This window comes from Lichenihabitans psoromatis (genome assembly GCF_004323635.1).
GTDB classification, from domain to species: Bacteria; Pseudomonadota; Alphaproteobacteria; order Rhizobiales; family Beijerinckiaceae; genus Lichenihabitans; species Lichenihabitans psoromatis.
The window spans coordinates 3727463-3753497 of the sequence record NZ_CP036515.1; the positions used below are offsets into that span (position 1 = coordinate 3727463).

Annotated in this window: 19 protein-coding genes; 7 read left to right on the forward strand and 12 right to left on the reverse strand. The window is 62.1% G+C overall.

The genetic code is table 11. The features are described from left to right. Positions 1 to 68: 68 nt before the first annotated feature. Complete coding sequence (locus tag EY713_RS17430; protein WP_131117273.1) at positions 69 to 1625, reverse strand: LysM peptidoglycan-binding domain-containing protein; 1557 nt, start codon at positions 1623 to 1625, stop codon at positions 69 to 71. 161 nt (positions 1626 to 1786) lie between these two features. On the opposite strand from EY713_RS17430, the gene EY713_RS17435 reads away from it, so the two are divergent. After that, complete coding sequence (locus EY713_RS17435) at positions 1787 to 2389, forward strand: LOG family protein (RefSeq protein WP_170314088.1); 603 nt, start codon at positions 1787 to 1789, stop codon at positions 2387 to 2389. Positions 2390 to 2401: 12 nt separating this feature from the next. On the opposite strand, the gene coaD is transcribed toward EY713_RS17435, so the two are convergent. From coaD to ssb, 3 genes are all read right to left on the reverse strand, one after another. Further along, positions 2402 to 2911, reverse strand: coding sequence for a pantetheine-phosphate adenylyltransferase (gene coaD / locus EY713_RS17440; RefSeq protein ID WP_131117275.1), 510 nt, complete (start codon positions 2909 to 2911; stop codon positions 2402 to 2404). Continuing rightward, positions 2911 to 5598: a DNA gyrase subunit A gene (gene gyrA, locus EY713_RS17445; RefSeq protein WP_245572768.1), complete on the reverse strand. Its 2688-nt coding sequence runs from the start codon at positions 5596 to 5598 to the stop codon at positions 2911 to 2913. Before gyrA ends, coaD begins: the two co-directional genes overlap by 1 nt. Positions 5599 to 5745: 147 nt before the next feature. Next, on the reverse strand, positions 5746 to 6276 hold the full coding sequence (ssb, locus tag EY713_RS17450; RefSeq protein ID WP_131117279.1) for a single-stranded DNA-binding protein: 531 nt from the start codon (positions 6274 to 6276) through the stop codon (positions 5746 to 5748). Positions 6277 to 6551: 275 nt separating this feature from the next. Between ssb and uvrA the strand changes: the two genes are divergently transcribed. From uvrA to trmFO, 3 genes are all read left to right on the forward strand, one after another. Continuing rightward, on the forward strand, positions 6552 to 9557 hold the full coding sequence (gene uvrA, locus EY713_RS17455; RefSeq protein WP_131117282.1) for an excinuclease ABC subunit UvrA: 3006 nt from the start codon (positions 6552 to 6554) through the stop codon (positions 9555 to 9557). Between the two features lie 387 nt (positions 9558 to 9944). Beyond that, positions 9945 to 10103 (forward strand): DUF1127 domain-containing protein, encoded by a 159-nt coding sequence (locus tag EY713_RS17460; protein WP_131117285.1) that lies wholly within the window; start codon positions 9945 to 9947, stop codon positions 10101 to 10103. A gap of 165 nt (positions 10104 to 10268) precedes the next feature. Continuing rightward, positions 10269 to 11678: a methylenetetrahydrofolate--tRNA-(uracil(54)-C(5))-methyltransferase (FADH(2)-oxidizing) TrmFO gene (gene trmFO, locus EY713_RS17465; protein WP_170314090.1), complete on the forward strand. Its 1410-nt coding sequence runs from the start codon at positions 10269 to 10271 to the stop codon at positions 11676 to 11678. Between the two features lie 43 nt (positions 11679 to 11721). Here trmFO and EY713_RS17470 read toward each other — a convergent pair whose 3' ends face one another. The 6 genes from EY713_RS17470 to EY713_RS17495 all read right to left on the reverse strand — a co-directional run bounded on the left by EY713_RS17470 (position 11722) and on the right by EY713_RS17495 (position 18217). Then, entirely contained in the window at positions 11722 to 12132 is a 411-nt protein-coding gene (locus EY713_RS17470) for an SUF system Fe-S cluster assembly protein (protein WP_131117290.1), read from the reverse strand. Between the two features lie 5 nt (positions 12133 to 12137). Continuing rightward, positions 12138 to 13376, reverse strand: coding sequence for a cysteine desulfurase (locus EY713_RS17475; RefSeq protein ID WP_131117293.1), 1239 nt, complete (start codon positions 13374 to 13376; stop codon positions 12138 to 12140). Continuing rightward, a complete protein-coding gene (sufD, locus tag EY713_RS17480) occupies positions 13373 to 14707 on the reverse strand; it encodes a Fe-S cluster assembly protein SufD (protein ID WP_131117296.1) in 1335 nt (444 codons plus the stop codon). Before sufD ends, EY713_RS17475 begins: the two co-directional genes overlap by 4 nt. Before the next feature lie 11 nt (positions 14708 to 14718). Next, on the reverse strand, positions 14719 to 15468 hold the full coding sequence (gene sufC, locus EY713_RS17485) for a Fe-S cluster assembly ATPase SufC (RefSeq protein ID WP_131117299.1): 750 nt from the start codon (positions 15466 to 15468) through the stop codon (positions 14719 to 14721). 99 nt (positions 15469 to 15567) lie between these two features. Further along, the gene (gene sufB, locus EY713_RS17490; RefSeq protein ID WP_131117303.1) at positions 15568 to 17037 is read right to left on the reverse strand and encodes a Fe-S cluster assembly protein SufB; all 1470 of its coding nucleotides are present in this window, start codon (positions 17035 to 17037) and stop codon (positions 15568 to 15570) included. An 82-nt stretch (positions 17038 to 17119) separates the two neighbouring features. Further along, positions 17120 to 18217 (reverse strand): cysteine desulfurase family protein, encoded by a 1098-nt coding sequence (locus tag EY713_RS17495; protein ID WP_245572769.1) that lies wholly within the window; start codon positions 18215 to 18217, stop codon positions 17120 to 17122. Positions 18218 to 18508: 291 nt separating this feature from the next. On the opposite strand from EY713_RS17495, the gene EY713_RS17500 reads away from it, so the two are divergent. Next, a complete protein-coding gene (locus tag EY713_RS17500; RefSeq protein ID WP_131117309.1) occupies positions 18509 to 19189 on the forward strand; it encodes an alpha/beta hydrolase in 681 nt (226 codons plus the stop codon). Between the two features lie 3 nt (positions 19190 to 19192). On the opposite strand, the gene EY713_RS17505 is transcribed toward EY713_RS17500, so the two are convergent. After that, entirely contained in the window at positions 19193 to 20323 is a 1131-nt protein-coding gene (locus EY713_RS17505) for an anhydro-N-acetylmuramic acid kinase (protein ID WP_131117312.1), read from the reverse strand. A 167-nt stretch (positions 20324 to 20490) separates the two neighbouring features. Here EY713_RS17505 and tyrS point away from each other — a divergent pair, with 167 nt between their 5' ends. Further along, positions 20491 to 21750: a tyrosine--tRNA ligase gene (gene tyrS / locus EY713_RS17510; RefSeq protein ID WP_131117315.1), complete on the forward strand. Its 1260-nt coding sequence runs from the start codon at positions 20491 to 20493 to the stop codon at positions 21748 to 21750. 26 nt (positions 21751 to 21776) lie between these two features. Here tyrS and EY713_RS17515 read toward each other — a convergent pair whose 3' ends face one another. Continuing rightward, positions 21777 to 25397 (reverse strand): YhdP family protein, encoded by a 3621-nt coding sequence (locus tag EY713_RS17515; RefSeq protein WP_131117317.1) that lies wholly within the window; start codon positions 25395 to 25397, stop codon positions 21777 to 21779. A gap of 104 nt (positions 25398 to 25501) precedes the next feature. On the opposite strand from EY713_RS17515, the gene EY713_RS17520 reads away from it, so the two are divergent. After that, positions 25502 to 25972 carry a peroxiredoxin gene (locus EY713_RS17520; protein WP_131117321.1) on the forward strand — a complete coding sequence of 157 codons (471 nt, stop codon included), beginning with the start codon at positions 25502 to 25504 and terminating at the stop codon, positions 25970 to 25972. Positions 25973 to 26035 lie beyond the last annotated feature (63 nt).

A 26035-nucleotide genomic window follows, 5' to 3' on the forward strand; every position in this document is an offset into this window, starting at 1 on the left:
GTTTGAGCATGGCGTCTATATAGCGCCAAAAGCCCGATTTAGAACCCTTACAACCACGCCATTGATGTTCAGTTGGTCGCGCGGTTCGGCACGACGAAGATTTGACCGGGATAAATCAGATTCGGGTTGCGAATCTGCGTCGCGTTCGAGGCGTAAATCTCGGTATAGGCGACCCCATGCCCCAACATTTTACGGCTGATCCTCCACAGGCTGTCGCCCCGGATCACCGTTGCGGATTGCAGTTGCGCCACGATCGCGGCTGCCGCCGCTCCATCCGACGCAGCGCCCGGTTCTGTCGGTGCCGTATCGGTCGATCGTGCGGCGCCAGGGCTCGCGATGTTGGGGGTTCCGGACGTCGCAAGTGCAGTCGACGTCGAAGCGGGGCCGGCGACACCCGGCATGGCACGGGAGCCATCGGTCGCTGACGCCGCTCCCCCAAGCCCAGGCGAGGCGGAGGCAAGCCCAGCCGAGGCCGAGGGAGGAGCATTCGATGCGACCACGGATGGGTGGGTGGCGCCAAGCTGCTGCTGCGCGCCCGCCATGGCCTTCGATGGGGTAGCAGGCGGCGCCTTCGCGATCAGCATGCGCTTCCCACGCCCGATCGCGCCGGCGGCGGGATAATCGAACGGCACCTCGGCCCGGTTGACCACCTTACCGCTCGCCGCCTCCAACTCATCGGCCCGCACGGTATATTTGCCGGGTCGCATCCCATGCTCGACCTTGACGGACCAACGGCCATCTTTTCCGGCCGTGACGTCGGCCAGAAACGCGCCATTGAGGTACACGCGGCATTGGTTCCCTGCATGAGCCGATCCCGAGGCCGTGAACTGACCACCCTGCCCGGCTTCGACGCTTTGGATCGACACGGGAGCGGATGGGCCGGCCGTCGCGACCGATGACACGAGCGGTGTACCGTCCGACAAGACACGGGCCGGTTGATCCGGTGACAGAATGGCCACCATCGGCTTCGCCGTGCCGCTCTTGGCGATCGAAACCGCAACCGATTGGCTCGAAGGAACCGGCCCCTGGCCGGTCTTCGCGGTCTGCAGGGTCAGGTAATGCTCCCCTTCGCCGAGAGTGGGTGGCAACAGAGCGAATTGTCCGGATCCGTCGATCGTCATATGGGCCACAACGACGCCCCGATCGACGAGCGACACCTCACTGCCGGGCTCACCGCGCCCCGCGACGACCGCCTCACCGGTCGGCTCGACGCGCACAACATCGAAGCTCGGCGCAGCCGCTCCGCCGGTCGGGTTAGTCGCAGGCGCGGCAAGCGGGTCTGTTGTCTTGCTGAGAGGCGCGACGCTTGCGCCTGGCTGCCCGGCGGACGACGTCGATCCGGTCGATGATGCCGTCGCGGTCGGATTTGACGCCATGGTCGAGGTCGGCGAAGGGGCCGGTGCCGCCTCGCTCGCAGAATTTGTGATCGGCTTCTTGGGCTGGCTGGTCGATGCATCCGTGCCGAACAAAGGAGCAGGCTTGACCGCAGGCGGGGTCATCAAGGCGAACGGGGTCGGGTGTTGACCGCCTCGCCAGAACGCGAAGCCGAACGCCAAAAGAACGAGCACGACCAGGATCGTAGTCGTAACGCTCCCACGTGGGCTCCTCAGCCAGGCCAACATCATCGTGCTCCTCTTTGAGAGCACGCTAGCGAGTCTTCGCCCCAGGTTCCAATAAACTTTACAGAATCCTTAACATGGCCGTTATCGTTTCGATTGGATGTGGCCGAATCGGGCAACGTGACGCGCGCTTGACCCATCCGACGGCTCGGGCGACAAGCGTCCCCATGAGCGATCTGAAATCAATCTGCGTCTACTGCGGCTCCGCGAGCGGCACGAACCCGCACCATCTCCAAACGGCCGAAGCGCTTGGACGCGCCATGGCGGAAGCCGGAATCGGCCTCGTCTATGGAGGCGGCAACGCGGGTCTGATGGGCGCGACGGCCCGGTCGGTTCTGGCCCATGGCGGTCATGTGACCGGCATCATCCCCGACTTCCTTCGCGATCGTGAACTCGTGCTGAGCGACGCACAGGAGATGATCGTCGTCCCCGACATGCACACCCGCAAGCAGATGATGTTCGAGCGATCCGACGCTTTCGTCGCCCTGCCCGGCGGCATCGGCACGTTGGAAGAATTAGTCGAGCAGATGACGTGGGTGCAGCTCGAACGCCACACCAAGCCCGTGCTGATCGCCGATATCGACGGGTTTTGGCAGCCGCTTGTCGCGCTTCTCGAGCATATGCGCGAGAATGGCTTCGTTCGCCCGAGCGCGGAGGTCAATTATATCGTGGCCGAACGAACCGCAGATATCATTCCGATGCTTCGCGAGGCTCAGGCCCGAACGGCGCAGCTTGGACTGAGCCATACTGTCCTCGATACGCCGCTCTGACGCGATCGTGACCTAAGGTCTTGGCTTGACGCCGATCTTGGTGTGAATCGCAGCGGCGACGCTGGCTGGCACAAACGCTGAAATATCCCCACCCATCGCGGCGATCTGACGAACCAAGGTCGCCGTAATGAAACGACTTGCCGCCGAAGCCGGGATCAGCACGGTCCTGACCTCCGGCGCCAGGACCGCATTCATTCCAGCCATCTGCATTTCATAATCGAGGTCGGTGCCGTCCCGCACCCCGCGGAGCATCAGAGTAGCGCCGCACCGACGCGCCGCCTCCACAGCGAGCCCATCAAAGGTAGCGACCTCGACGTCGCATCCGGCAACCGTCGCGATGGACGCGCATTCTGCTTGGATCAGTGCGGCCCGCTCGGCAGCGTCGAAAAGCGGCGTCTTCGAGGGATGAACCCCGATCGCCACGACGAGCCGATCGCAAATCGCCATTGCGGCCGAGATGACATCGAGGTGTCCGTTGGTGAGAGGATCGAACGACCCCGTGTAGAGGCCGGTTCGAGCCATCAGGCCTCCGGCTCCTCGTCGAGGTCCGCCCCGCCGACATCCGTGCCGCTGTCAGCCGCCTCGGGAATATGTTCGACCGACACTACCTTCTCGTCCTTAGCGGTGTTGAACACGATGACGCCTTGCGTGTTGCGGCCAGCGACGCGGATGCCTTCGACCGGGCAGCGGATCAACTGACCACCGTCCGTCACCAGCATGATCTCATCCGCATGTTCGACCGGGAACGACGCCACCAGTTTGCCGTTGCGGGTATTGGTCACCATGGCGACGATACCCTTGCCGCCGCGTCCCGTCAGCCTATACTCGAACGACGAGCTTCGCTTGCCGAAGCCCCGCTCCGAAATCGTCAAAATGTCCTGCTCGGCTTCAGACATCTCGATATAGCGCTGCGGCGACAGCGTGTCGGGCCCATCCGGGGCGTCGCCGTTCTCACCGACGACCTCGTGTTCGATATCGTCTTCCACCACGCCCTCGCGGGCACGGCGCCGCTTGAGGTATGCGATCCGCTCGCCCGGCTCTGCCTCCATGTGCCGCAGGATCGACAGGCCGATCACCTTGTCGCCCTCGGCGAGCGACACGCCACGGACACCCATCGAGTCACGACCCTTGAAGACCCGCACGTCGCCAACCGCAAAGCGGATGCACTGGCCCTGGGCCGTCGTCAGCAGAACATCGTGCTGGCTTTCCGCACAGATCTGCACGTCGACGATGCCGTCGCCTTCATCGAGCTTCATCGCGATTTTGCCGGCCCGATTGACCTGAGCGAAGTCGCTTAGCTTGTTGCGCCGCACGGTGCCGCGTGTCGTCGCGAACATCACGTCCAGCGTATCCCAACTCGCCTCTTCCTCCGGCATCGGCATGATGGTGGTGATCCGCTCACCCAGTTCGAGCGGCAGGATGTTGACCAGCGCCTTGCCCCGCGCCTGCGGGGCCGCGAGAGGCAACCGCCATACCTTTAGTTTGTACGCTTGCCCGCGCGAGGAGAAAAACAGCATCGGGGTATGCGTATTGGCGACGAACAAACGCGAGACGAAATCCTCGTCGCGGGTCTGCATGCCCGAGCGGCCTTTGCCGCCACGCCGTTGCGCCCGGTAGGTCGATAGCGGCACGCGTTTGATATAGCCGGCGTGACTGACCGTCACGACCATATCCTCGCGCTGGATGAGGTCTTCGTCATCCATGTCGGCATCGCTGTCGAGGATCATGGTCCGGCGCGGCGTCGCATAAGCGATGCGGATCGCGAGAAGCTCGCCTCTCACGATGTCGAAGATCCGAGCGCGCGACCCGAGGATTTCCAGCAGATCGGCGATTTCGACCGCCAGCTTGTTCAAAGCCTCGGCGATCTCGTCGCGACCAAGAGCGGTCAAACGAGCGAGGCGCAACTCGAGGATGGCACGGGCCTGCGCCTCCGACAGGCGATAGGTGCCATCCTCCGCCAGCGCGTGACGCGGGTCGGCGATGAGCGTGATCAGGGGCGCCATATCACGGGCGGGCCAGGCCCGTTCCATCAAGTAGACGCGCGCCGCCGCCGTATCGGGCGATGTGCGGATCAAGCGGATCACTTCATCGATATTGGCGACCGCGATCGCGAGACCGACCTGAACATGGGCCGCGTCACGCGCCTTGTTGAGGCGGAACTTGGTCCGACGGGTCACCACCGTCTCGCGGAAATCCAAGAATGCGACCAGGATATCCTTGAGGTTCAGGACTTCCGGGCGGCCGCCGTTCAGCGCGATCATATTGGCGCCGAAGCTGCTCTGGAGCGAGGTGTAGCGCCAGAGCTGGTTCAGCACCACGTCCGGCACCGCGTCGCGTTTGATCTCGATCACGATCCGCATGCCGTCGCGATCGGATTCGTCACGCAATTCGGAAATGCCCTCGACCCGCTTCTCGCGGACCAGCTCGGCGATTTTCTCGATCAGCGTCGTCTTGTTCACCTGATACGGAATTTCGGTCACGATCAGGGCTTCGCGATCGCGGCGGATTTCCTCGATCAAAACCTTGGCTCGAATCGGGATCGAGCCGCGGCCCGTATGATAGGCCGAGCGGATGCCGCTTCGTCCGAGGATCGCGCCTCCTGTGGGGAAATCCGGGCCTGGCACGATCTCGATGAGGTCGTCGATCGTGATGTCGGGCCGATCCATCAATGCGATAACCGCATCGATGACTTCGCCGAGATTATGCGGCGGAATATTGGTGGCCATGCCGACCGCGATGCCGCCGGCACCGTTGACCAACAGATTCGGAAACCGCGCCGGCAGCACGACGGGCTCGCTCTCCTTGCCGTCGTAGTTAGGTTGGAAGTCGACCGTGTTTTCGTCGATGTCCTGGATCAGCGCCAACGACGGAGCCGCCAAACGTGACTCCGTGTACCGCATCGCGGCTGCAGGATCGCCGTCGATGGAGCCGAAATTACCCTGCCCATCGATCAGCGGCAGCCGCATCGAAAAGGTCTGCACCATGCGGACCATGGCGTCGTAGATCGCGCTGTCACCATGGGGATGGTACTTGCCCATCACATCGCCCACGATCCGCGCTGACTTAACGTAAGGCCTGTCCGGTAAGTAATTGTTTTCCTGCATGGAATGCAGAATGCGCCTATGCACCGGCTTCAACCCGTCCCGCACATCCGGCAGGGCGCGGCTCACGATGACGCTCATGGCGTAATCGAGGTAGGACCGCTTCATCTCGTCCGTAATGGAGACCGGTCGGATACCCGACGATTCGTCCGGTCGATCTTTGTCGTGCTCAGCCAAAAACTTCGATTCCCAAACAGTTCAAGCCGTTATCTCTACTGGAAAGCGCCTGCGAGGCCAACCGTGGCGGAGAAGCGATCAGAACGGGATGTCGTCGTCGATCGTCTCGGACAAGCGCCCACCGCCGGTGTTGCTCGGTCCACTGCTCGACCGTTGGTCCGACGCGCTCCGTCCGTAGCTGGACCCTGAGCCGCCCCCGCCAGACGGGCGCTCGAAGGAACCGCCCTCCTCGCGGCCACCGAAGTCACCGCCAGACCCGCGGCTATCGAGCAGCGTCAGTTCACCGCGATAGCGCTGCAGCACCACCTCGGTCGTGTATTTTTCGGCACCATCTTTGTCGGTCCATTTCCGAGTCTGCAACTGTCCCTCGACATAGACCTTCGAGCCCTTCTTCAGATATTGCTCGGCGACTTTCGCGATATTCTCGTTGAAGATCACGACGTTGTGCCACTCGGTCTTTTCCTTGCGCTCGCCCGACGCCTTGTCGCGCCATGTTTCGGACGTCGCGATCGTCAGATTGACGACCGCCTCACCCGAATTCATGCGACGGACTTGCGGGTCCTTGCCGAGATTGCCGATCAGGGTCACCTTGTTGACGCTACCCGCCATCACCAACTCCTCAAAAACTCAATCGACCGTTGTCGTTCTGCCGATGATCCTGCGCCGTTTGGCCCCGGAGGCGCAAGCCAAACCGAGCCGTTTGCAGGCTCAGATCACAGGTTCGGACACGTCGTCCACGGATTTTGTTCTTTTTCTGTTCCAATCGGGACAGAGCTTTGATACCCACTCGGTACCATCCGAGGTTCCGCTCGCGCGTCGAGCCTTGTCGCTGCGGCCCCGTGCTGGCGGGACGGGCGTCGCGTTGCAAAAAGGCATGAGGCCGCATGGCACGGAGACAGAAACAGGCTGGTGAAGCGGATGCGCCCGCCTCGGAAGCACTCGTGGTTTCGCAGGCCCCCGCGCTGCCGCCTTCGGCCAAGCCGGTTGAGACGCTCGTCGGCGTCACAACTCCGGCGTTTGACGGCCGCACGATCACGGTCCGTGGCGCGCGGGAGCACAATCTCAAGAACATCGATCTCGTCATCCCACGCGACAAACTTGTCGTGTTCACGGGGCTGTCCGGGTCGGGTAAGTCGTCGCTGGCTTTCGATACGATCTATGCCGAAGGACAGCGCCGCTATGTCGAGTCCCTCTCGGCCTATGCGCGCCAGTTTCTCGAGATGATGCAGAAGCCGGACGTCGACCAGATCGACGGACTGTCGCCAGCGATCTCGATCGAACAGAAGACCACGTCGAAGAACCCCCGCTCCACCGTCGGCACCGTCACGGAAATCTATGATTACATGCGCCTGCTCTGGGCGCGGATCGGGATTCCCTATTCGCCCGCGACCGGATTGCCGATCGAGAGCCAGACCGTCAGCCAGATGGTCGACCGGGTTCTGGCCTTGCCCGAGGGAACGCGCCTTTACCTGATCGCGCCAGCCATTCGCGGCCGCAAGGGCGAGTACCGCAAGGAAATCGCCGAATATCAGAAGAAGGGGTTTCAGCGTCTCAAGATCGATGGGGAGTTCTACCCCATCGATGAGACCCCGATTTTGGACAAGAAGTTCAAACACGACCTCGGTGTCGTTGTCGATCGGATCGTCGTGCGGCCCGATATCGCGACGCGACTCGCCGAAAGCTTTGAGACCGCGCTAGAGCTCGCGGATGGCATAGCGGTCGTCGAACTTACCGATCCTGCAGACGGTCAAGACCGGGAAATAACCTTCTCGTCGAAGTTCGCCTGCCCTGTCTCGGGGTTTACGATCGCAGAGATCGAGCCACGGCTGTTCTCGTTCAACAATCCGTTTGGCGCTTGCCCGATCTGCGCCGGGCTCGGCTTTCAGATGTCGGTCGATCCGGAGCGCGTCGTCCCCGATACCACGTTGACGTTGAAGCGCGGTGCGATCGCGCCTTGGGCAAAATCCACCTCACCTTATTATGTCCAGACACTCGACGCGCTCGGCAAGCATTTCGGCTTTAAGCTCGATACCCGATGGGAGAGGCTGCCAAAACAGGTCCAGAACGTCATTCTGTTCGGATCCGGGAGCGAGGAGGTTCGGTTCGCCTATGACGACGGCGTCCGGTCTTATGCGGTCAACAAGGCTTTCGAAGGCGTGGTCAATAATCTCGACCGGCGCTTCAAGGAGACCGAGAGCGAATTTGCGCGCGAGGAGATCGGCCGCTTCATGAGCGCGACACCGTGCCTCGCCTGTAGCGGCACGCGGCTCAAGCCCGAAGCGCTCGCCGTGAAGATCGACATGCAGACCATCAGTGCGGTTTGCGATCTTCCCATCCGCGCATGCCTCGACTGGGCTGCCTCGCTTCCCGAGAAACTCGACCCGCAACGAAATGAGATCGCGGCCCGCATTCTCAAGGAAATCCGTGATCGACTCACCTTCCTGCTCGATGTCGGGCTTAATTATCTGACGCTTGCGCGCGCAGCCGGCACCCTTTCGGGCGGCGAAAGCCAGCGCATCCGGCTCGCGTCGCAAATCGGCTCCGGCCTCACAGGCGTGCTTTACGTTTTGGACGAGCCATCCATCGGCTTGCATCAGCGCGACAACGAGCGGCTCCTCGACACGCTGCGGCGTTTACGGGGGCTCGGCAACAGCGTCATCGTGGTCGAGCATGACGAAGATGCGATCCGAGCGGCCGATTACGTGGTCGATGTCGGGCCCGGCGCCGGCATCCACGGCGGCGAGATCGTCTCGGCCGGTACGCCCGAGCAGATCATGGCGGACCCCAATTCGCTCACCGGGCAATATTTGACCGGCGTCAAGATGGTCGGCGTGCCGCGCACGAGGCGCAAGGCTAAGAATGGCGATCACCTGCGCGTCACCGGCGCGCGCGGCAATAATTTGAGGAACGTGACGCTCGACGTGCCCCTCGGCACCTTCACATGCGTCACGGGCGTGTCGGGGGGCGGCAAGTCGACGCTGGTGATCGACACCCTTTACAAGGCGGTCGCGCGGCGACTGAACGGAGCCATCGATCACCCTGCCCCGCATGACGCGATCGAGGGCCTCGAACACATCGACAAGGTAATCGACATCGATCAGTCGCCGATCGGGCGGACGCCGCGGTCCAATCCGGCCACTTACACGGGAGCGTTCACGCCGATCCGCGAATGGTTCGCCGGCTTGCCGGAATCCAAAGCGCGCGGCTACCTGCCAGGCCGTTTCTCCTTCAATGTGAAGGGTGGCCGTTGCGAGGCGTGCCAGGGGGATGGCGTCATCAAGATCGAAATGCACTTCCTGCCCGACGTCTATGTCACCTGCGACGTCTGCAAAGGAAAGCGCTACGGACGCGAGACATTAGAGGTCAAGTATCGCGACAACTCGATCGCCGATGTGCTCGACATGTCGGTCGAGGAGGCCGCGACGCTGTTCAAACCGGTACCGTCGATCCGCGAGAAGATGGAGACGCTGGCACGCGTCGGGCTCGGCTACATCAAGGTCGGGCAGCAGGCCAATACCTTGTCGGGTGGCGAGGCCCAGCGCGTCAAACTGTCGAAGGAGTTGTCGCGACGCTCCACCGGGCGGACGCTTTACATTCTCGATGAGCCGACGACGGGGCTGCATTTTCACGATGTCGCCAAACTACTCGAAGTGCTGCACGAACTCGTCGATCAAGGCAATACGGTCGTGGTCATCGAGCATAATCTCGAAGTCATCAAAACAGCCGATTATGTCGTCGACATCGGACCGGAAGGCGGGAGCGGCGGCGGTCAGGTCGTGGCGACAGGAACACCCGAAGATATCGCGCGCTCGAAGGCCAGCCACACAGGGCGCTTCCTGCGAGACGTGTTGAAGCGTCGGCCCTTGGTGCTTGAGGCTGCCGCCGAATAAACCCGTCACCCTCTCGCATCGTGCGATGCGCCCCGAGGATGATTAACCCGATGGTGCGATGCAATATCTCCACTACATCCGACATCCGGCATCTACCTAAATACCGCGCAGTCTCCGCGTCTGACCTCCGGACGTCATGCGATTTTCACATCGCACCTTTGGCGAACTGCAGCAGCGCAGCAACTTCGGCCGGGTCCACGGACCGGATCGAGTCGCATTAGCTTGATTGTCTTAGCGGTTTGCTAAGATCGTCATGCGTTTCGCGCATGGGTGGGCTTAAGACGAGACGGGTTATCGACGCTGCGATTTTCGATATATTGCACTGCATCAAAGCGGTCGTGGCGCAGCAGATAGTTGAGCGACGACTTAATAAGAAGGAACAGTGCTATGATCAAAACTCTCTCTGCAAAGCTGCATGCTTGGCGCCGTTTCCGCGAGTCGGTTCGGGAACTGTCGCGTCTGTCGGATCGCGAATTGAACGACCTCGGCATCGGCCGGTCGGATATTGAAGACGTCGTACGTCAGGGCGCTCGTATCCACGACTGAATTCATCTGGTTCGCGGGTGTGGCCGATGCCCCCGTGACGTCAGAACGCCCGCCGGTCCTCCCCCGGCGGGCGTTTTCGGTTTATGCCGTTCATCGGTTCTGGTCGTGGCCAGCCGTTCACATGTCCGCGTTCCTGCTTTAGGTTGCGGTATGAATCCAATCCATATGATCAAACCCGTTCACGTCATTGGTGGCGGCTTAGCTGGCAGCGAAGCGGCCTTCCAGATCGCGAAAGCCGGTGTGCCTGTCGTGCTGCACGAGATGCGTCCGGTTCGCGGAACTGAAGCGCATCGCACCGACGGGCTTGCCGAGCTCGTCTGTTCCAATTCCTTTCGCTCGGATGATGCCAGCACCAATGCGGTTGGCGTCATCCATCGCGAGATGCGCCGGCTCGGCTCCGTCATCATGGCCTGCGCGGATCGGCATCAGGTCCCGGCTGGCGGTGCGCTGGCGGTCGACCGCGACGGGTTCTCGCGAGCTGTCGGAACCGCCATCGCGAACCATCCGCTGATTTCGGTCGAACGCGGCGAGATCGACGGCCTCCCGCCTGCCGATTGGGACAATGTCATCGTGGCGACGGGTCCGTTGACCTCGCCGGCGCTCGCGACCGCCATCGGGAGCCTGACCGGGGAAGAGCAGCTCGCCTTCTTCGATGCCATCGCGCCGATCGTCCATCGCGACACGATCGATCTCGACAAGGCCTGGTTCCAGTCCAGATACGACAAAATGGGCCCTGGCGGCACGGGGGCTGATTACATCAATTGTCCGCTGGATCGCGAGCAATATGAGGCGTTCCTGGATGCCCTGGTGGCGGGCGATACGGTCGGCTTTAAGTCGTTCGAGGGGACGCCTTATTTCAACGGCTGCCTGCCGATCGAAGTGATGGCGGAACGTGGCCGGGAAACGCTGCGACATGGCCCGATGAAGCCTGTGGGCTTGACCAATCCGCATAACCCGACCGTGAAGGCTTACGCGATCGTCCAGTTGCGTCAGGATAACGCGCTCGGCACGCTCTACAACATGGTCGGTTTTCAGACGAAGCTGAAATATGCCGAGCAAACAGCAGTGTTTCGGATGATTCCCGGTCTCGAACAGGCGGAATTCGCTCGCTTGGGTGGCTTGCACCGGAACACGTTCCTCAATTCACCCAAGGTGCTCGATCCGCTGCTGCGCCTCAAGGCGATGCCGCGTTTGCGCTTCGCGGGGCAGATCACAGGCTGCGAGGGTTATGTCGAAAGTGCCGCGATCGGGCTGATGGCGGGCCGAATGGCGGCGGCCGAGCGGCTCGGCACTGCGGTGTCGCTCCCGCCACCGACCACTGCGATCGGTGCGCTGATCAACCACATCACAGGCGGCCATCTCGAGACGATCGATAGCGGGCCACCGTCGTTTCAGCCGATGAATGTCAACTTCGGCCTGTTCCCGCCACTAGCCATGGTCCCCAAAGCGGAGGATGGAAAGCGGCTGCGCGGCCCTGAAAAGGCTGTCGCCAAGAAAAAGGCCATGAGCCAACGCGCCTCCGATGATCTCGACGCTTGGCTCTGTGAGCCCGTGTCGACAAGCGTTTCGGCCTAGAGGTCGTGGTCGGCCCGGTTCAATAGCGGACCGGGCCTGGACGTCACCACATGTCGAGAGCGACGCGGGCCTCGTCCGACATGCGGCTTTGATCCCACGGCGGATCGAACACCATCGACACCTTAGCACCCGCAACGCCAGGAACGCCTGCGACCGCGGTTTCGACCCAGCCCGGCATTTCGCCCGCAACCGGACAAGCCGGCGCGGTCAGCGTCATATCGACCGACACAAAACGACTATCGTCGATGTCGATCCGGTAGATCAGTCCGAGTTCGTAGATGTCGACCGGGATCTCAGGATCATAGACGGTCTTCAGCGCCGTGATGAGGCCTTCTGTCAGGCGATCGATCTCCTCCGGCGTGATGTCGGAGGGTTGCGCGATGGCCGGACGATTGGGCTGGGCGTCCTCGGTGGCGGCGGCCGACGCCGGGGCCGGAACTGATGGATTAGACATGAGCCTCACGCGAAAAGAGCTTCGGCCCGGGTCAGGGCCTCGGCGAGTTTATCGACATCGTCGAACGTATTATACATTGCAAAGGAAGCGCGGCAGGTTGAGGTGACACCGAAACGCTGCATCAGCGGCATCGCGCAATGAGTCCCGGCGCGAACCGCAACACCCGACCGATCGATGACGGTCGCCACATCATGGGCATGGGCGTTTTTCATCTCAAACGACAAGATCGCGCCTTTGTCTGGCGTGGTACCGAAAATCCGGAGCGAGTTCATACGCCCGAGGCGTTCATGCGCATAGGCGGTCAGAGCGGCCTCGTGGGCCCGGATCGCCGGGCGCCCGATCGCATCCACGTAATCGACGGCGGCCCCGAGCCCGATCGCCTGCACGATCGGCGGTGTCCCAGCTTCGAAGCGATGCGGCGGACCATTGTAGGAAATCGTGTCCTTCGTCACGACATCGATCATCTCACCACCGCCGTTGAACGGCGGCAACGCGGCCATCAGATCTCGCTTGCCGTAGAGCACGCCAATGCCGGTCGGGCCGTAGAGCTTATGCCCGGTGAAGACATAAAAATCAGCATCGAGATCACGCACGTCGACATCGAGATGCACGGCGCCCTGTGACCCATCGACCAACACCGGGATGCCGCGCTCATGTGCGATGCGGATGATCTCCTTGATGGGCGTGATCGTGCCGAGCACGTTCGACATATGCGTGATCGCGACGATTTTGGTCCGCTCCGTCAAGGCGCGCTCGAACGCCTCGATCTGAAACGAACCGTCGTCCTCGACATCGACCCAAGTCAGCACCGCGCCTTTGCGCTCGCGCAGAAAATGCCACGGAACGATGTTGGAGTGATGCTCCATGATCGACAGGACGATCTCGTCGCTCTCCCCGATATGCGCCTGCCCAAACGACGATGCCACGAGGTTGATGGCTTCGGTGGCCGAGCGGGTGAAGATGATCTCGTCGGTCGAGCCCGCGTTCAGAAACGCACGCACCTTTTCGCGCGCGCCCTCGAAAGCCTCGGTCGCGGCATTGGCAAGGTAATGCAAGCCGCGGTGCACATTGGCATATTCATGTTCATAGGCGTAGGTGATCCGCTCGATCACCGCCTTCGGCTTTTGCACCGAAGCGGCATTGTCGAGATACACCAGCGGCTTGCCATAGGGCCGAACCGACAGGATCGGGAAATCGGCGCGGATGCGCTCGACATCGAAAGCTGCCGGCTCGGCGTCGGTCATGACTCGCGGTTGTGCAACCATTGTTCGACGCTCCCGGTCAATTCCTGGCGGAGTTCCTCGGTCGCGACACCATCGATCGCGTCGGCCGCAAACGCATTCAGCAGCAGCGTCTCGGCGTCTTTGCGTGGAATACCCCGCGCGCGGAGATAGAAGAGTTGGTTTTCATCGAGATTACCGACAGTCGCGCCATGGCCGCAGACCACATCGTCGGCGAAGATCTCGAGTTCCGGCTTGTTAAACATGCTGGCGCCATCGGCCAGGAACAGCGCTTTGCTGAGCATCTTCCCATCGGTTTTCTGCGCGCCGGGCGCCACGACGACGCGGCCTTGGTAGACGCCAGTCGACTCGCCATCGAGGATCGTCTTGTAGTATTCGCGGCTCTCGCAATGGGCCGCCGTATGGGTCACGATCAAGGTCGTGTCGGCATGCGAGCGGCCGTCCAGCAACGACACGCCCTTGAAGTCGGCGGCCGAATGTGTGCCGGCAAATTCGAGAAAGCTCTGCCGGCGCGTGACGCCGGGCAGGGTCATGAGCGTGAACGAGGCGAAGCGAGCCTTCGAGCCGATGCGCGCCAACACGGTGCCAAGCTGCACCGACGATTTGGAGAAGCCGTCCATCCGCGCCACATGATCGATGGCAGCCTCGTCGCCGAGCGCCACGATCAGGGCATGGTTCCCCTGGTTGTCGGCCTCGCCCAGCGCGACATGTCGCTCGATCAAGGTGAGCGATGCGCCAGCGCCGACCTCAATGAGCGAGCGCGTTGAAATCGAGGCTTGGACACCCGCCGTCGCGAGGAACACGAGTTCGATCGGCTCGACCACGGAGGTGCCGGGCGAAACCGTCAGCGCAATGCCGCCCTGCATCAGCGCAGCGTTGAGCGCGAGAATAGCCTCAGGCGTCCCGAGCGCTTCGGCCGCCGAGAGAGCATCGCCGAGCGCCCCATTGGCGAGACGGTCGAGAACCGACACCAGCGTGACGCCGGCCGGGAGCGTCGCGACGCTGGAAAGATCGGGTCGATAGACGCCATCGAGCAGCACGGCGCGCGGCCCGACCGGATTGGGCATCGCGGCGACATGCGCTTTGGCAGCCGCGACACCCGCATCGTCAGCGAGATGTGCAGGCGCGAAGGCCTCCCGCAGCATGCTCCGAAGGTCTGTGTAGTGCCAAGCTTCGATGCGGCGGTGCGGCAGGCCCTTGGCGGCAAATCGCGCGAAGGCATCGGCGCGATAGGCTGCCAAACCCGAGCGATCGGTCGTGGCGCGCATCGCTTCGAAATAATCACCAAGCCTGGTTTCGGCCGGTGTCTTCATGAGAGTGATTTCGGCTGACATGGAGCTTGCCCTCACGCCGCGTCGGCGACGTAATCGCGGTAGCCGTTCTTTTCGAGTTCGAGCGCGAGATCCGCCGTCCCTGTCTTGATGACCCGGCCCTTGGACATGATGTGGACCGTGTCCGGGACGATATAGTCGAGCAGGCGCTGGTAATGGGTGATGACCACGAAGCCGCGATCCGGGCTCCGCAGCGCGTTGACGCCATTGGCAACGATCCGCAGCGCATCGATGTCGAGGCCGGAATCGGTTTCGTCGAGGAGGCCGAAGCGCGGCTGTAGCAGGGCCATCTGCAGGATTTCCATCCGCTTCTTCTCGCCACCGGAGAAACCGACGTTGAGCGGCCGCTTCATCATGTCAGGATTGACCTCGAGCTTGGCGGCCGCGTCGCGCACCGTCCGCATGAAGTCCGGCGTCGACAGTTCAGCCTCGCCACGCGCTTTGCGCTGAGCGTTGAGCGATGCCTTCAGGAACGTCATCGTCGCAACACCGGGGATCTCGACCGGATATTGGAAGGCCAGGAAGATGCCCTTCGCGGCTCGTGCCTCGGGATCGATCTCAAGAATATTTTCACCGTCGAGCAAAACCTCGCCCTCGGTCACCTCATAGTCGGAGCGACCCGCGATCACATAGGACAAGGTCGATTTGCCGGACCCGTTCGGTCCCATGATGGCGGCGACTTCGCCGTTCTTGACCGTGAGATTCAACCCGTCGAGGATCTTCTTGCCGTCGATCTCGACGTGAAGGTTTTTGACTTCCAGCATAATCGTTCCTGCAGTTCGTGTCGTGTCGGCGGCCTGAGCGGCAGCATCGTCAAAGCAATAAAGGTCGGCTCGACCTGATGGCCGAGCCTCATAAGAAGGTCAGCCCACGCTGCCTTCGAGCGAGATTGCGATTAGCTTCTGAGCTTCAACCGCAAATTCCATCGGCAGCTGCTGGAGCACGTCGCGCACGAAGCCGTTGACGATCAGAGCCGTTGCCTCTTCGCCGGATAGGCCGCGCTGACGGCAGTAGAACAACTGATCCTCGGAGATCTTCGACGTCGTCGCCTCATGCTCGAACACCGCCGTCGATGTCTTGGCCTCGATGTACGGAACCGTATGGGCGCCGCAATATTCGCCGATCAGCAACGAGTCGCAATTGGTGAAATTACGCGCGTTTGTCGCCTTGCGATGCGCCGACACCAACCCACGATAGGTGTTGTCGGACTTTCCGGCCGCGATCCCCTTCGAAATGATCCGGCTCGTCGTATTCTTGCCGAGATGAATCATCTTGGTGCCGCTATCGACCTGCTGGCGACCATTCGAGATCGCGATCGAGTAAAACTCGCCGCGCGAATTGTCGCCGCGCAAGATGCAGGACGGATACTTCCAGGTGATCGCGGAGCCGGTCTCGACCTGGGTCCAAGAGATCTTGGAATTATCACCTCGGCAGTCGCCGCGCTTGGTCACGAAATTGTAGATGCCGCCCTTGCCCTCAGCATCACCGGGGAACCAGTTCTGCACCGTCGAATATTTGATCTCGGCATCGTCGAGCGCAATCAATTCGACGACGGCAGCATGAAGCTGGTTCTCGTCGCGCTTGGGCGCCGTGCAGCCCTCGAGGTAGCTGACGTAGGATCCCTTGTCGGCGATGATCAGGGTCCGCTCGAACTGCCCCGTATTCTGCTCGTTGATGCGGAAATAGGTCGACAATTCCATCGGGCATCGAACGCCCGGCGGGATGTAGACGAACGATCCGTCGGAAAAAACCGCCGAGTTCAGGGTCGCAAAGAAGTTGTCGGTCACCGGCACGACGGAGCCGAGGTATTTCTTCACGAGGTCCGGATGCGAATGAACCGCCTCCGAGATCGGGCAGAAGATCACGCCGGACTTCGCGAGCTCGGCCTTGAAGGTGGTCGCGACCGAGACGGAGTCGAACACCGCATCGACCGCCACGCGCGAGGTCTGCACCCCGGCCAGGATCTCCTGCTCACGCAACGGAATACCGAGCTTCTCGTAGGTGCGGAGCAGTTCGGGATCGACCTCGTCCAGCGTCATGGGGCCGGTCACCGACTTCGGCGCCGCGAAATAGTAGAGGTCCTGATAATTGATCGGCGGATGATCGACGCGCGCCCAGGTCGGCTCGCGCATGGTCAAGAACCGGCGATAAGCGTCCATCCGCCAGTCGGTCAGCCATTCGGGCTCGCCCTTTTTGGCCGAAATGAAGCGAACGGTCTCCTCCGATAGCCCCTGGGCGGAACGCTCGGATTCGATTTCGGTCACGAAGCCGTATTTATATTCGCTCACGTCGAGCGACTTGACGTGATCGACGGTTTCCTGAACTGCGGCCATTCACCTTCTCCTCAAACCCTGGCGGCGCCATACGGCGCCAGGCGGTGACAAGCGGGCTTGTGCCACGCCTGTCCCGCAATCTTCAAGCGGCAGCTTGTGTCGAGCGCCTCTGGATCCGGCTGACGATCGCGCCGAGCGCCACCATCAACCGATCGACATCGGCCGGTATCGAACACCAGCCAAAACTTACTCTGATCACGCAGGCCTTTAGATGAGCATCGACTCCCATCGCCTCAAGGACATGCGACGATGAAACTTTGCCCGAGGAGCATGCCGACCCGGTCGAGACGGCCACACCTTTAAGGTCGAGAGCGATCAACGCCGTCTCGTTCGACACACCGGGAATCGCGAACGCGACCGTATTTGGAAGCCGCTCTGCGCCGTCGCCAAAAATCACGACCTCCGGCCAACTCGCCTGAAGGCGCTGCTCCAAGTTTTGACGAAGCTCGTTAAGATGCGGGGTTTCGACCAGGCCCGATACCGCGCGCGCCGCTGCGCCAAACCCGGCGATAGCCGCCACATTCTCGGTCCCGCCCCGCAATCCGCGCTCCTGGCCGCCGCCTCGAACCAGCGGATCGCCAAGGCGAAGCCGATCCGACGCGAACACCATGGCGCCGACGCCCAGGGGGCCGCCGATCTTATGCGACGAAACGAGAAGGACATCGGCCTGCAGCCGATCAAACGAACAATCGATCCGACCAGCCGCCTGCGTCGCATCGCAGACCAACAACCCACCGTGAGCGTGAATTAGATCCGCCACAGCGTGGATCGGCTGGAGAACGCCCGTCTCGCTGTTGGCCGCCTGCACCGCCACGATGCAACGGCCAGAAACCGACGCAAGAGCCTGCCGCATCGCGTCGAGGTCGAGTATCCCGTCGGACTGTACCGGTAGCAGCGAGACACGATCCGCAGCAAAACGATGACCCTGCAGCACGGCCGGATGTTCGGTGGCCGCGACGAGCAGCCGATCCGCAGGCGCCTGCACCGGCGCGTCCTGCAACGCTGGCGTCAGGGCCAAGGCGGCAGCTTCCGTGGTCCCGGACGTGAAGGTCACGTGATCAGCGCGCGTTCCAAACAGAGCCGCCACATCCGCGCGCGCCGTTTCGACCAGCCCGCGCGCGCGACGACCTTCCGTATGAACCGACGAGGGATTTCCGACCCGATCCAAGGCTTCGATCATGCGAGTCCGCGCGACAGGTCGCAGCGGCGAGGTCGCATTGAAGTCCAAATAGGTTCGCGGTCGGGACATCCCACTACTCAAAATACTTGCTTTTCGCCCTATAGCCCGTGCTAGAAGCCGGGTTGATCCGAGCGCGCAATCGTGCATTTGCGCGATGAGCGCCTGTGCAAATCTGTTAGAATAATTCTAACAGGTATTCTGTCGTCGAAGTCAAGCCGCACGCCTTTGTCGGGCTCCGATCCGCGCCGCGGCATTCGGGCGCGATGGCCTGTCCGGCACCCTGGAGTATCTATGCCTGAAGTCATTTTCACGGGTCCCGCTGGCCGTCTCGAAGGCCGCTTCCATCCCGCGAAACTGCGCGGCGCGCCGATTGCGATCATCCTGCATCCGCATCCGCAGTTCGGCGGCACGATGAACAATCAGATCGTCTACAATCTCTATTATACCTTTGCCGAACGCGGATTTTCGGTCCTGCGATTTAATTTCCGTGGGGTCGGCCGATCGCAGGGTGGGTTCGATCACGGCGCCGGCGAATTGTCGGATGCCGCTGCGGCGCTCGATTGGGCTCAGTCGATCAGCCCCGAGGCGCGGGCCTGCTGGATCGCGGGGGTGTCGTTCGGATCCTGGATCGGCATGCAGCTTTTGATGCGGCGGCCTGAGATCGAAGGCTTCATTTCGATCGCGCCACCCGCAACGCTTTACGATTTCTCGTTCTTGGCGCCCTGCCCCTCGTCGGGCCTGTTCGTCCATGGCGACAAGGATCGCGTAGCGCCTTTGAAAGAGGTGCAGGCCATGATCGAGAAGCTGAAGACCCAGAAGGGGATCCAGATCGAACATGCGATCATTCCGGGCGCGAATCACTTCTTCGAGAATTGCGTCGATCCGCTGATCGCCGATGTCGGCGTCTATCTCGACAAGCGACTCGGCAATCCGGAGCGGACCGCGACCCCAGCGCGCAGCGAACGCAACTGAGCGTCACGCTCGATAAAGTGTGCCTCCGCTGACCGGTGCTGCCACGCCAGTTGTCGATGGAAAGCTGAGCGGCAACCCCTCGTGCGAACGCACCGCCAGATAGGCAAACGCCTGCGCCTCCATGGCATCGGCGCTCCAACCATGCTGATCGGCCGAAGTCACCCGGCACGGTAGGCGTTTTGTAAGTTCGAGCATCAGCGTCGGATTGCTCGCGCCACCACCGCAGACGATGACCTCGATCGGAGGGGCGGGAAGATGCGGCAACACAGCCGCGATGCTCGCGGCCGTGAAAGCCGTCAAGGTCGCGGCCGCGTCGGCAGTGCCTAGCGGCTCGACCGGCGCGCGTGAAAAGGCATTCCGGTCGAGCGACTTCGGCGGTTTCTGCGAAAAATACGGATGGTTCAACAAGTACGACACGATCGCCTCGTCCGCAACGCCAAGCGCGGCTGTCGCGCCATCCCGGTCGAGCGGCTGCCCTGTCCGCTCCAGCATGAGATCGTCCAACAAGGCATTGCCCGGCCCGGTATCGCAGGCCACCGGATCATGGCGTTCGGCCACATAGGTGACGTTGGACACCCCGCCGATGTTCAGAAACAACACCGGGCCCACAAGCGCTCGGGAGGCTGCAAGCGCTTGATGATAAACGGGAACCAAGGGCGCGCCCTGTCCGCCCGCCACCATATCGGCAGCGCGGAGGTCGGCCACGACGTCGATGCCGATGCGGCTTGCGAGCTCCGCTCCATCACCGATCTGCACCGTCAGCGCCATCTCGGGCCTGTGCAGCACCGTCTGACCGTGAAAACCGACCACGGAAACGCTCGACGGCTCAATGGCATGCTCGCGCAAAAAGCCCAGCACGGCCTCCGCATGGCGCTCGGTCACGCGACGTTCGGCATCCCGCAAAACGCCGGGGCGCGCGAGCCGATCCGTCAGGCTGCCCGCGTCGACGAGCGCCCGCCGCAAAACGGCGCGATCATCCTCGGTGTAGGGCAGAAACCCAATCGGGCCGAACCGGACCACGTCGCGTCCATCTGTGTCGAGGATCGCAAGATCGACGCCGTCCATGGAGGTTCCGCTGATTAGGCCCAGGGCTCGCCGGACGCCGCTCGCTGCCGGCTCGGATGTTTCGGTCATGGATCCTCTCGATTTTTTGCGTTACCCGGTGCACAAGGCGGCACACGAGCCGCCTCCGCCTCGACACGGCGACCGTAGCCAGCCGAGGGCGTCGTCTTGCATGATGCCGTCGGCATGATGAAGCAAATCTAGCCCGGACCGCGATCGGGCCACACCGGAAAACGTCAATGTCCGACGCCAGCGTCACCTCCGACTTTCTGCACACCCTGACGGAGCGGGGCTATCTGCATCAATGCTCGGATCTGGCCGGGCTCGATCAGAAGGCGCTGTCGGGCGATCTCAAGGCCTATGTCGGCTATGATTGTACCGGCCCCTCGCTGCATGTCGGTCATCTCCTGTCGATCATGATGCTGCACTGGATGCAGAAGACGGGCGGCAAGCCGATCGTGCTGATGGGCGGCGGCACAACGCGGGTCGGTGACCCTTCCGGCAAGGACGAAACCCGCAAGGTTTTGACGCTCGAGCAGATCGAGGCCAACAAGGATAGCCTCAAAGACACGTTTTCGCGGTTTCTAGACTTCGGCGACAGCGGAACCGGCGCCATCATGGTCGATAATGCCGAGTGGCTCACCAAGCTGAACTACATCGACTTTTTGCGCGATGTCGGGCGGCATTTTTCGGTCAATCGCATGCTGTCGATGGATAGCGTCAAGATGCGGATCGACCGTGAGCAGGAACTCTCGTTCCTCGAATTTAACTACATGTGCCTGCAATCCTACGACTTCGTCGAACTCAACCGCCGGTTTGGATGCAGCCTTCAGATGGGCGGTTCGGACCAGTGGGGCAACATCGTCACCGGCGTCGATCTCGGCCGCCGCATGGGGACCTCGCAACTCTATGCCCTCACCTGCCCGCTCATCACCACGGCGTCGGGCGCCAAGATGGGTAAGACGGCGTCGGGCGCGGTCTGGCTCAAGGCCGATATGATGCAGCCCTATGGCTATTGGCAGTTCTGGCGGAACACCGAGGATGCCGACGTCGGGCGGTTCCTGCGGCTGTTCACGCTTCTCGGCCTCGACGAGATCGCTCGGCTCGAGCGGCTCGGCGGTGCGGAGATCAATGAGGCCAAGAAGGTCCTGGCGACGGAGGCGACGGCGCTGCTGCATGGCCGAGAGGCCGCCGACATTGCGAGCGAGACGGCGCGAAAGACCTTCGAGGACGGTGCCGTGTCGGATGACCTCCCGACGGTTTCGATCGCGATCGCGGAGCTTGCGGCCGGAGTCGGCGTTCTCGCGGCATTCGTGCGGGCGGGGCTGGTCGGATCAACCGGTGAAGCACGCCGACAGGTGAAGGGCGGTGGCCTCAAGGTCAATGACGCGACGGTATCGGATGAACGCGCCACGCTGACACCGGCCGATCTCGCCGAAGGGGGCGCGATCAAGCTCTCGCTCGGGCGCAAGAAACACGTTCTGCTCCGTCCGGACTAGGACGGATCAAGGCGGCGCTGGCGCCATCAATTCGGCACGAGGCCGCCAGCGGGACCGACGGCGTGATCTCCTTGCGGGATCGTCGATGCGGCAGAGGGATCGATACCCTGCTGTGCCGCATTATCGATGGCGCCGAAGATCTTCCGTAAAAATCCGGGCGCCAGCGCCGACAGCGGGTTGAAACTCAGCACAGGCGAACTCGCCGAACCATCGATGCGGTAGTTCAGCGCGAACAAGCCTTCATGCGCGCCCCCACCCAGCAACATGCCCACCACTGGAATTTGCGAGAAAAGATTGTTCAGACCGTAGATCGGGACGAACGTGCCATTCAGCGCGACGCGATCATGCGCGAAGTCGATCCAACCCTCGACGGTGGCACCGACCTGCGGGCCGAACATCGAGCCCTGGCGGACCTCGATCTTGTTGCCGACGCGGGAGAAATAAGCCTCCAATTTGGTGAAGCGGGTCGCCGACGTGTCGATCCGGGCCCCGGCATTGCGGCTATCACCCGGGATCTCCTCCGACGCCAGTTTCTTGATCGCCGGATCTTCCTTGATGGTGAAGTCGTGCACGACCGTATAGCCGTCCATCCGGCCATCGACGAACTTCAGCGTCGTATCCAGCCGTCCACCATCCATCCGCTTGTAAAGATCGAGGAACGACAGCGTTGCGCCGGCATCCTTCGCGGCGATCACGATGGTCGAATTCGCGCCCTGGCCGACCGTGTTGGCCGACAAGGTGCCTTTGCCCAAACGTCCTGTCATTTGCACGCGGCGGAAGTTTCCGTTCCGTCTCACGAGACGCAGGTCGGCATTGGTCAAGGCCTGGCTGTTCTGCCCGGTCAGGATGTTGGCGTGTAGATCGAGGTCGAGGTCTTTCGTCGTCGCGTCGTTGCTCGATCCGGAATCGCCGGTCGTCAACGATTTCAGGAAGGGGCGCGCATCGACGTTACTGCCCTTAACGACGAGTTTCAGCCCCTCGTTGGTCATCGTGATGTCGGCCCGCATGTCATCCCCGGGCGACAACCGAAGTTGCGTCAGCTTGGCGCCTTCAAATCCACCTTTGCTGTCGAGTTCCGCCGACCCCCTGATTGAGGTTGCGCCACTGTCGAAGACGATCTGGTCGAGCTGCACACCGTCAGATTGCTGCGTGGCCGTAAAGGTCGCCTTCGACGCTTTGCCGGCTGCCTTTTTCAATCCGGGAAGGGGGGAGTCGAGAACGGCGCGCGTAAGATCGACATCGATTGACGCTTTTCCCGACTCGCCGCCAGATAAAGTGGTGCTGATCTTCGCCGAAATCGGTCCGGTCACGCTCTTGCCAAGGGTGAAGCCGGCTTTCGCCCGCGCCGCATCATCGAGCGTGATCGAGACGACAGCTTCGCTCGGCGCGGTTCCGGCTGGCTTCTTGAGGTCGATCGTTGCGGGCGCGCCATACATGCGGCCTTCACCACGGGCGTGGATCCCGGCTTTGTCGGCCACGATGTTGACGGTCGCGTCTTCGAGCGGTTCCTTGCCGATGACCTTGTCGACGAAAAAGTCCTTTGCGACGGCCACGACCCCGATCTTGGTCTCGTCAGGCGGCACGTGATCGCCGACCTTCAGGTTGATGGTCATGCGTCCATCGATCTGGCCGGATACGGACGAGGCGTCGATCGGCAGATCCGCATAGGGCTTCAACGCGTCGCGCGCGAGCAGATCCGCCATGGCATCGATGCCACCCGTGATCCGGAGCGCGATGACGGCTGGGGACGGTTTGGGGTCGGTGCTCGGGATCGTAAAGGTGCCATCGCTGAGGAACAACTTGCGACCCGGTGAGACCTCCATCTCGCCCTTGCTGGCCGCAAACGTCAGCGTGTCGCCCGTCAGAACGCCGTTGCCGTCCAGGCCCTTCAGCGGCGGCACGCCATTCATGAACGTCAACGAGGCGTTCGAGACGCCGAATTCGATGTGGGAATGATCGTCCGGGACCGAATGCTGATGCTTCATCGTCTCGAGATCGACGTCTGTCAGCGCGAACTTGCCGCGCCCATAATCGAGCGTCCCACCCTTCAGGTTGGCCAGGAACCAGGCGCGCGGCGGCGATGCCACCCAATTGGGCCAGAGACGAATCACGACCGGTCCCGGCATCCGACCGGTGTCCATCGTGCTCGTGATGAGAAAGCCGCCTGTGTCGTTGCCCTGAAACACCGCATCCATGCGAAATGCGACGTCGGGTCCACGGACGCTGAAGTTTTGCACCACGACCTTTTTGGCGAGCATGTCGACATCGATCTTCATGTCGATGGCGTCGAGTTTGATCGGCTGCTCTCCCGGGCGCTCGGTTCCAAAAATGCCGGTCGAGGTCCCGACGACCTGCCACGGCGCACCATTCGTTTCGGGCGGGATGGCGCGCACCCCAAATTGAAAGCTCGACTCACCCGCCTTGAGATTGCCCCGGCCAAAATCGACCTCACCCGTGGCTGGATCGACCCGCAGCGTGACGTCGATGCCGTCCACCATCGCGGGCTCGTGATCGGGGTCGTCGAGCCGGAAATAGCCAGACCCCAGACTGAGATGACCCTCCGCACTCGTGAGGCTGCCGTCGGGCGCCGCTGCCATGTTCATGTTGAGCGACAACGGCATGTCGGTATCGAATGGCATGGTCCGAAGCCCAGCCGCCAGCATCATCTCGTCCATGGACAGATGGTCCACCGTCAGGTCGAGCATCTTGGTTCCATCCGAGGCCTGATTAACGCGGGCCGAGAATGACCAATGTCCGCTCGGCCCATCGGCGTCCGCCGTCAGGTAAATCCCACCATTGGCTTCGCGGTCGAAATCGACTTCGAAATTCTTATAGGTCATCGACGCTTTTCGCAGGCGGTCCTCGACCACCAATGTGCCTCGTTTGATGCCGAAGCGGTCGAGTGCCCGGAAGGGGCTGGCGGGATCGAAGACGGTGTCGACCACCTTGGCAACCACGGCGGCGAGTTCGCGAGGGAATCGCTTCGCCGGACGCGCGTCGCTTGCCAGCATCGGCGTCTCGCCGTTGACGACGGCCGTTTGATTCGGGGCCGCGGGCGTGACAACCTCTGCGGCACTCGCGAAGATGGTGGTCAGAGGCGTGTCGGCAATCTGATCGGCGCCCGCCGAGATGGCGATGGCCCCATCCTCGAGCCGCACGACCCGCATCAGAATATCCTGCACCTCGAGGCGCTTTGGCGACACACGGCCAAAGAAGAGCTCGAAGGGACTGACCGCGATGCCTGCACGCGGTGCCGCCATGACGGTCCGGCCGGCATGATCCTTGATGGTCAGCTGGCGTAACGACAAGGTCGGACCATGGTCGGTCTGTTCGATCGCGGTCGCACCGATCGCAAAGGCATAGCCGCCGCCGACCCGCTCGCCGAGCGCCTGAGTGATCTGCTGGCCGAGGTCGACGTCGATGGGTCCCTGCGCCAGCCGCATGAAGAAGACGCCGCCGGCGATCAGCCCGAGAAAGAGGATACTGGCGAGGAAGGCCATGCCGGTGACGCAAGCCCGGCGGAAACCCCAACGTCGAACCCGCCCCGTCGCGCCGCGCGCCGGACGGATCCCTGCGGAACCGCTTTTGACAAGGCGATGTTTGGGAGGGTCGATCGTATCGGCCAAACCGTCGAGATCCTTTTGCATGTCACGATCAGGACTTCTGCACTCATCGTTTGCCCATTAGAATGGCAACACGGCCTGTCCCATATACATCGAATTAGCACCCAAAAAGACGAAAGGAAGGCGTTATGCCGCAAACCCTCACGATCGGCGATCCGGCACCAGATTTCGATTTGGCAGTTTCGACCGAAACAACCTGTTCGCTCCGCTCGCTGGCGGGTCGCAAGGCCGTTCTTTATTTTTATCCCAAGGACGATACGAGCGGCTGCACCAAGGAGGCGATCGACTTCAACGCGTTGCGCGGCGCTTTCAACGACGCCGATACGGCCGTCATCGGCATCTCTCCTGATCCGATCGCCAGCCACGCCAAGTTCAAGGCCAAGCATGGTCTCGACCTGACGCTCTTGTCCGACGACAGCAAGGCGATGTTGGAAGCCTATGGTGTCTGGGCGCAAAAAAGCATGTACGGCCGAACCTATATGGGCGTCGAACGCACCACGTTCCTGATCGACCGGGAGGGTCGCATCGCCAAGATCTGGCCGAAGGTCAAGGTACCGGGCCATGCGGCCGACGTGTTGGCGGCCGCGCAAGCGCTGTGATCCTGCGCGTCTCGCGCGCCGCATCGATCACACACTCTTAACCTTAGCGGAAACTTAACCTTA

Bases quoted from the DNA above. Each gene is read 5' to 3' on its own strand.
- sufC (WP_131117299.1), bottom strand. From the start codon at position 15,468: ATGCTGGAAGTCAAAAACCTTCACGTCGAGATCGACGGCAAGAAGATC.
- sufD (WP_131117296.1), bottom strand. From the start codon at position 14,707: ATGTCAGCCGAAATCACTCTCATGAAGACACCGGCCGAAACCAGGCTT.
- EY713_RS17520 (WP_131117321.1), top strand. From the start codon at position 25,502: ATGCCGCAAACCCTCACGATCGGCGATCCGGCACCAGATTTCGATTTG.
- coaD (WP_131117275.1), bottom strand. From the start codon at position 2,911: ATGGCTCGAACCGGCCTCTACACGGGGTCGTTCGATCCTCTCACCAAC.
- EY713_RS17470 (WP_131117290.1), bottom strand. From the start codon at position 12,132: ATGTCTAATCCATCAGTTCCGGCCCCGGCGTCGGCCGCCGCCACCGAG.
- EY713_RS17430 (WP_131117273.1), bottom strand. From the start codon at position 1,625: ATGATGTTGGCCTGGCTGAGGAGCCCACGTGGGAGCGTTACGACTACG.
- ssb (WP_131117279.1), bottom strand. From the start codon at position 6,276: ATGGCGGGTAGCGTCAACAAGGTGACCCTGATCGGCAATCTCGGCAAG.
- EY713_RS17505 (WP_131117312.1), bottom strand. From the start codon at position 20,323: ATGACCGAAACATCCGAGCCGGCAGCGAGCGGCGTCCGGCGAGCCCTG.
- EY713_RS17515 (WP_131117317.1), bottom strand. From the start codon at position 25,397: ATGCAAAAGGATCTCGACGGTTTGGCCGATACGATCGACCCTCCCAAA.
- gyrA (WP_245572768.1), bottom strand. From the start codon at position 5,598: ATGAAGCGGTCCTACCTCGATTACGCCATGAGCGTCATCGTGAGCCGC.
- EY713_RS17495 (WP_245572769.1), bottom strand. From the start codon at position 18,217: ATGATCGAAGCCTTGGATCGGGTCGGAAATCCCTCGTCGGTTCATACG.
- EY713_RS17460 (WP_131117285.1), top strand. From the start codon at position 9,945: ATGATCAAAACTCTCTCTGCAAAGCTGCATGCTTGGCGCCGTTTCCGC.
- EY713_RS17500 (WP_131117309.1), top strand. From the start codon at position 18,509: ATGCCTGAAGTCATTTTCACGGGTCCCGCTGGCCGTCTCGAAGGCCGC.
- uvrA (WP_131117282.1), top strand. From the start codon at position 6,552: ATGGCACGGAGACAGAAACAGGCTGGTGAAGCGGATGCGCCCGCCTCG.
- EY713_RS17475 (WP_131117293.1), bottom strand. From the start codon at position 13,376: ATGACCGACGCCGAGCCGGCAGCTTTCGATGTCGAGCGCATCCGCGCC.
- trmFO (WP_170314090.1), top strand. From the start codon at position 10,269: ATGATCAAACCCGTTCACGTCATTGGTGGCGGCTTAGCTGGCAGCGAA.
- EY713_RS17435 (WP_170314088.1), top strand. From the start codon at position 1,787: ATGAGCGATCTGAAATCAATCTGCGTCTACTGCGGCTCCGCGAGCGGC.
- sufB (WP_131117303.1), bottom strand. From the start codon at position 17,037: ATGGCCGCAGTTCAGGAAACCGTCGATCACGTCAAGTCGCTCGACGTG.
- tyrS (WP_131117315.1), top strand. From the start codon at position 20,491: ATGTCCGACGCCAGCGTCACCTCCGACTTTCTGCACACCCTGACGGAG.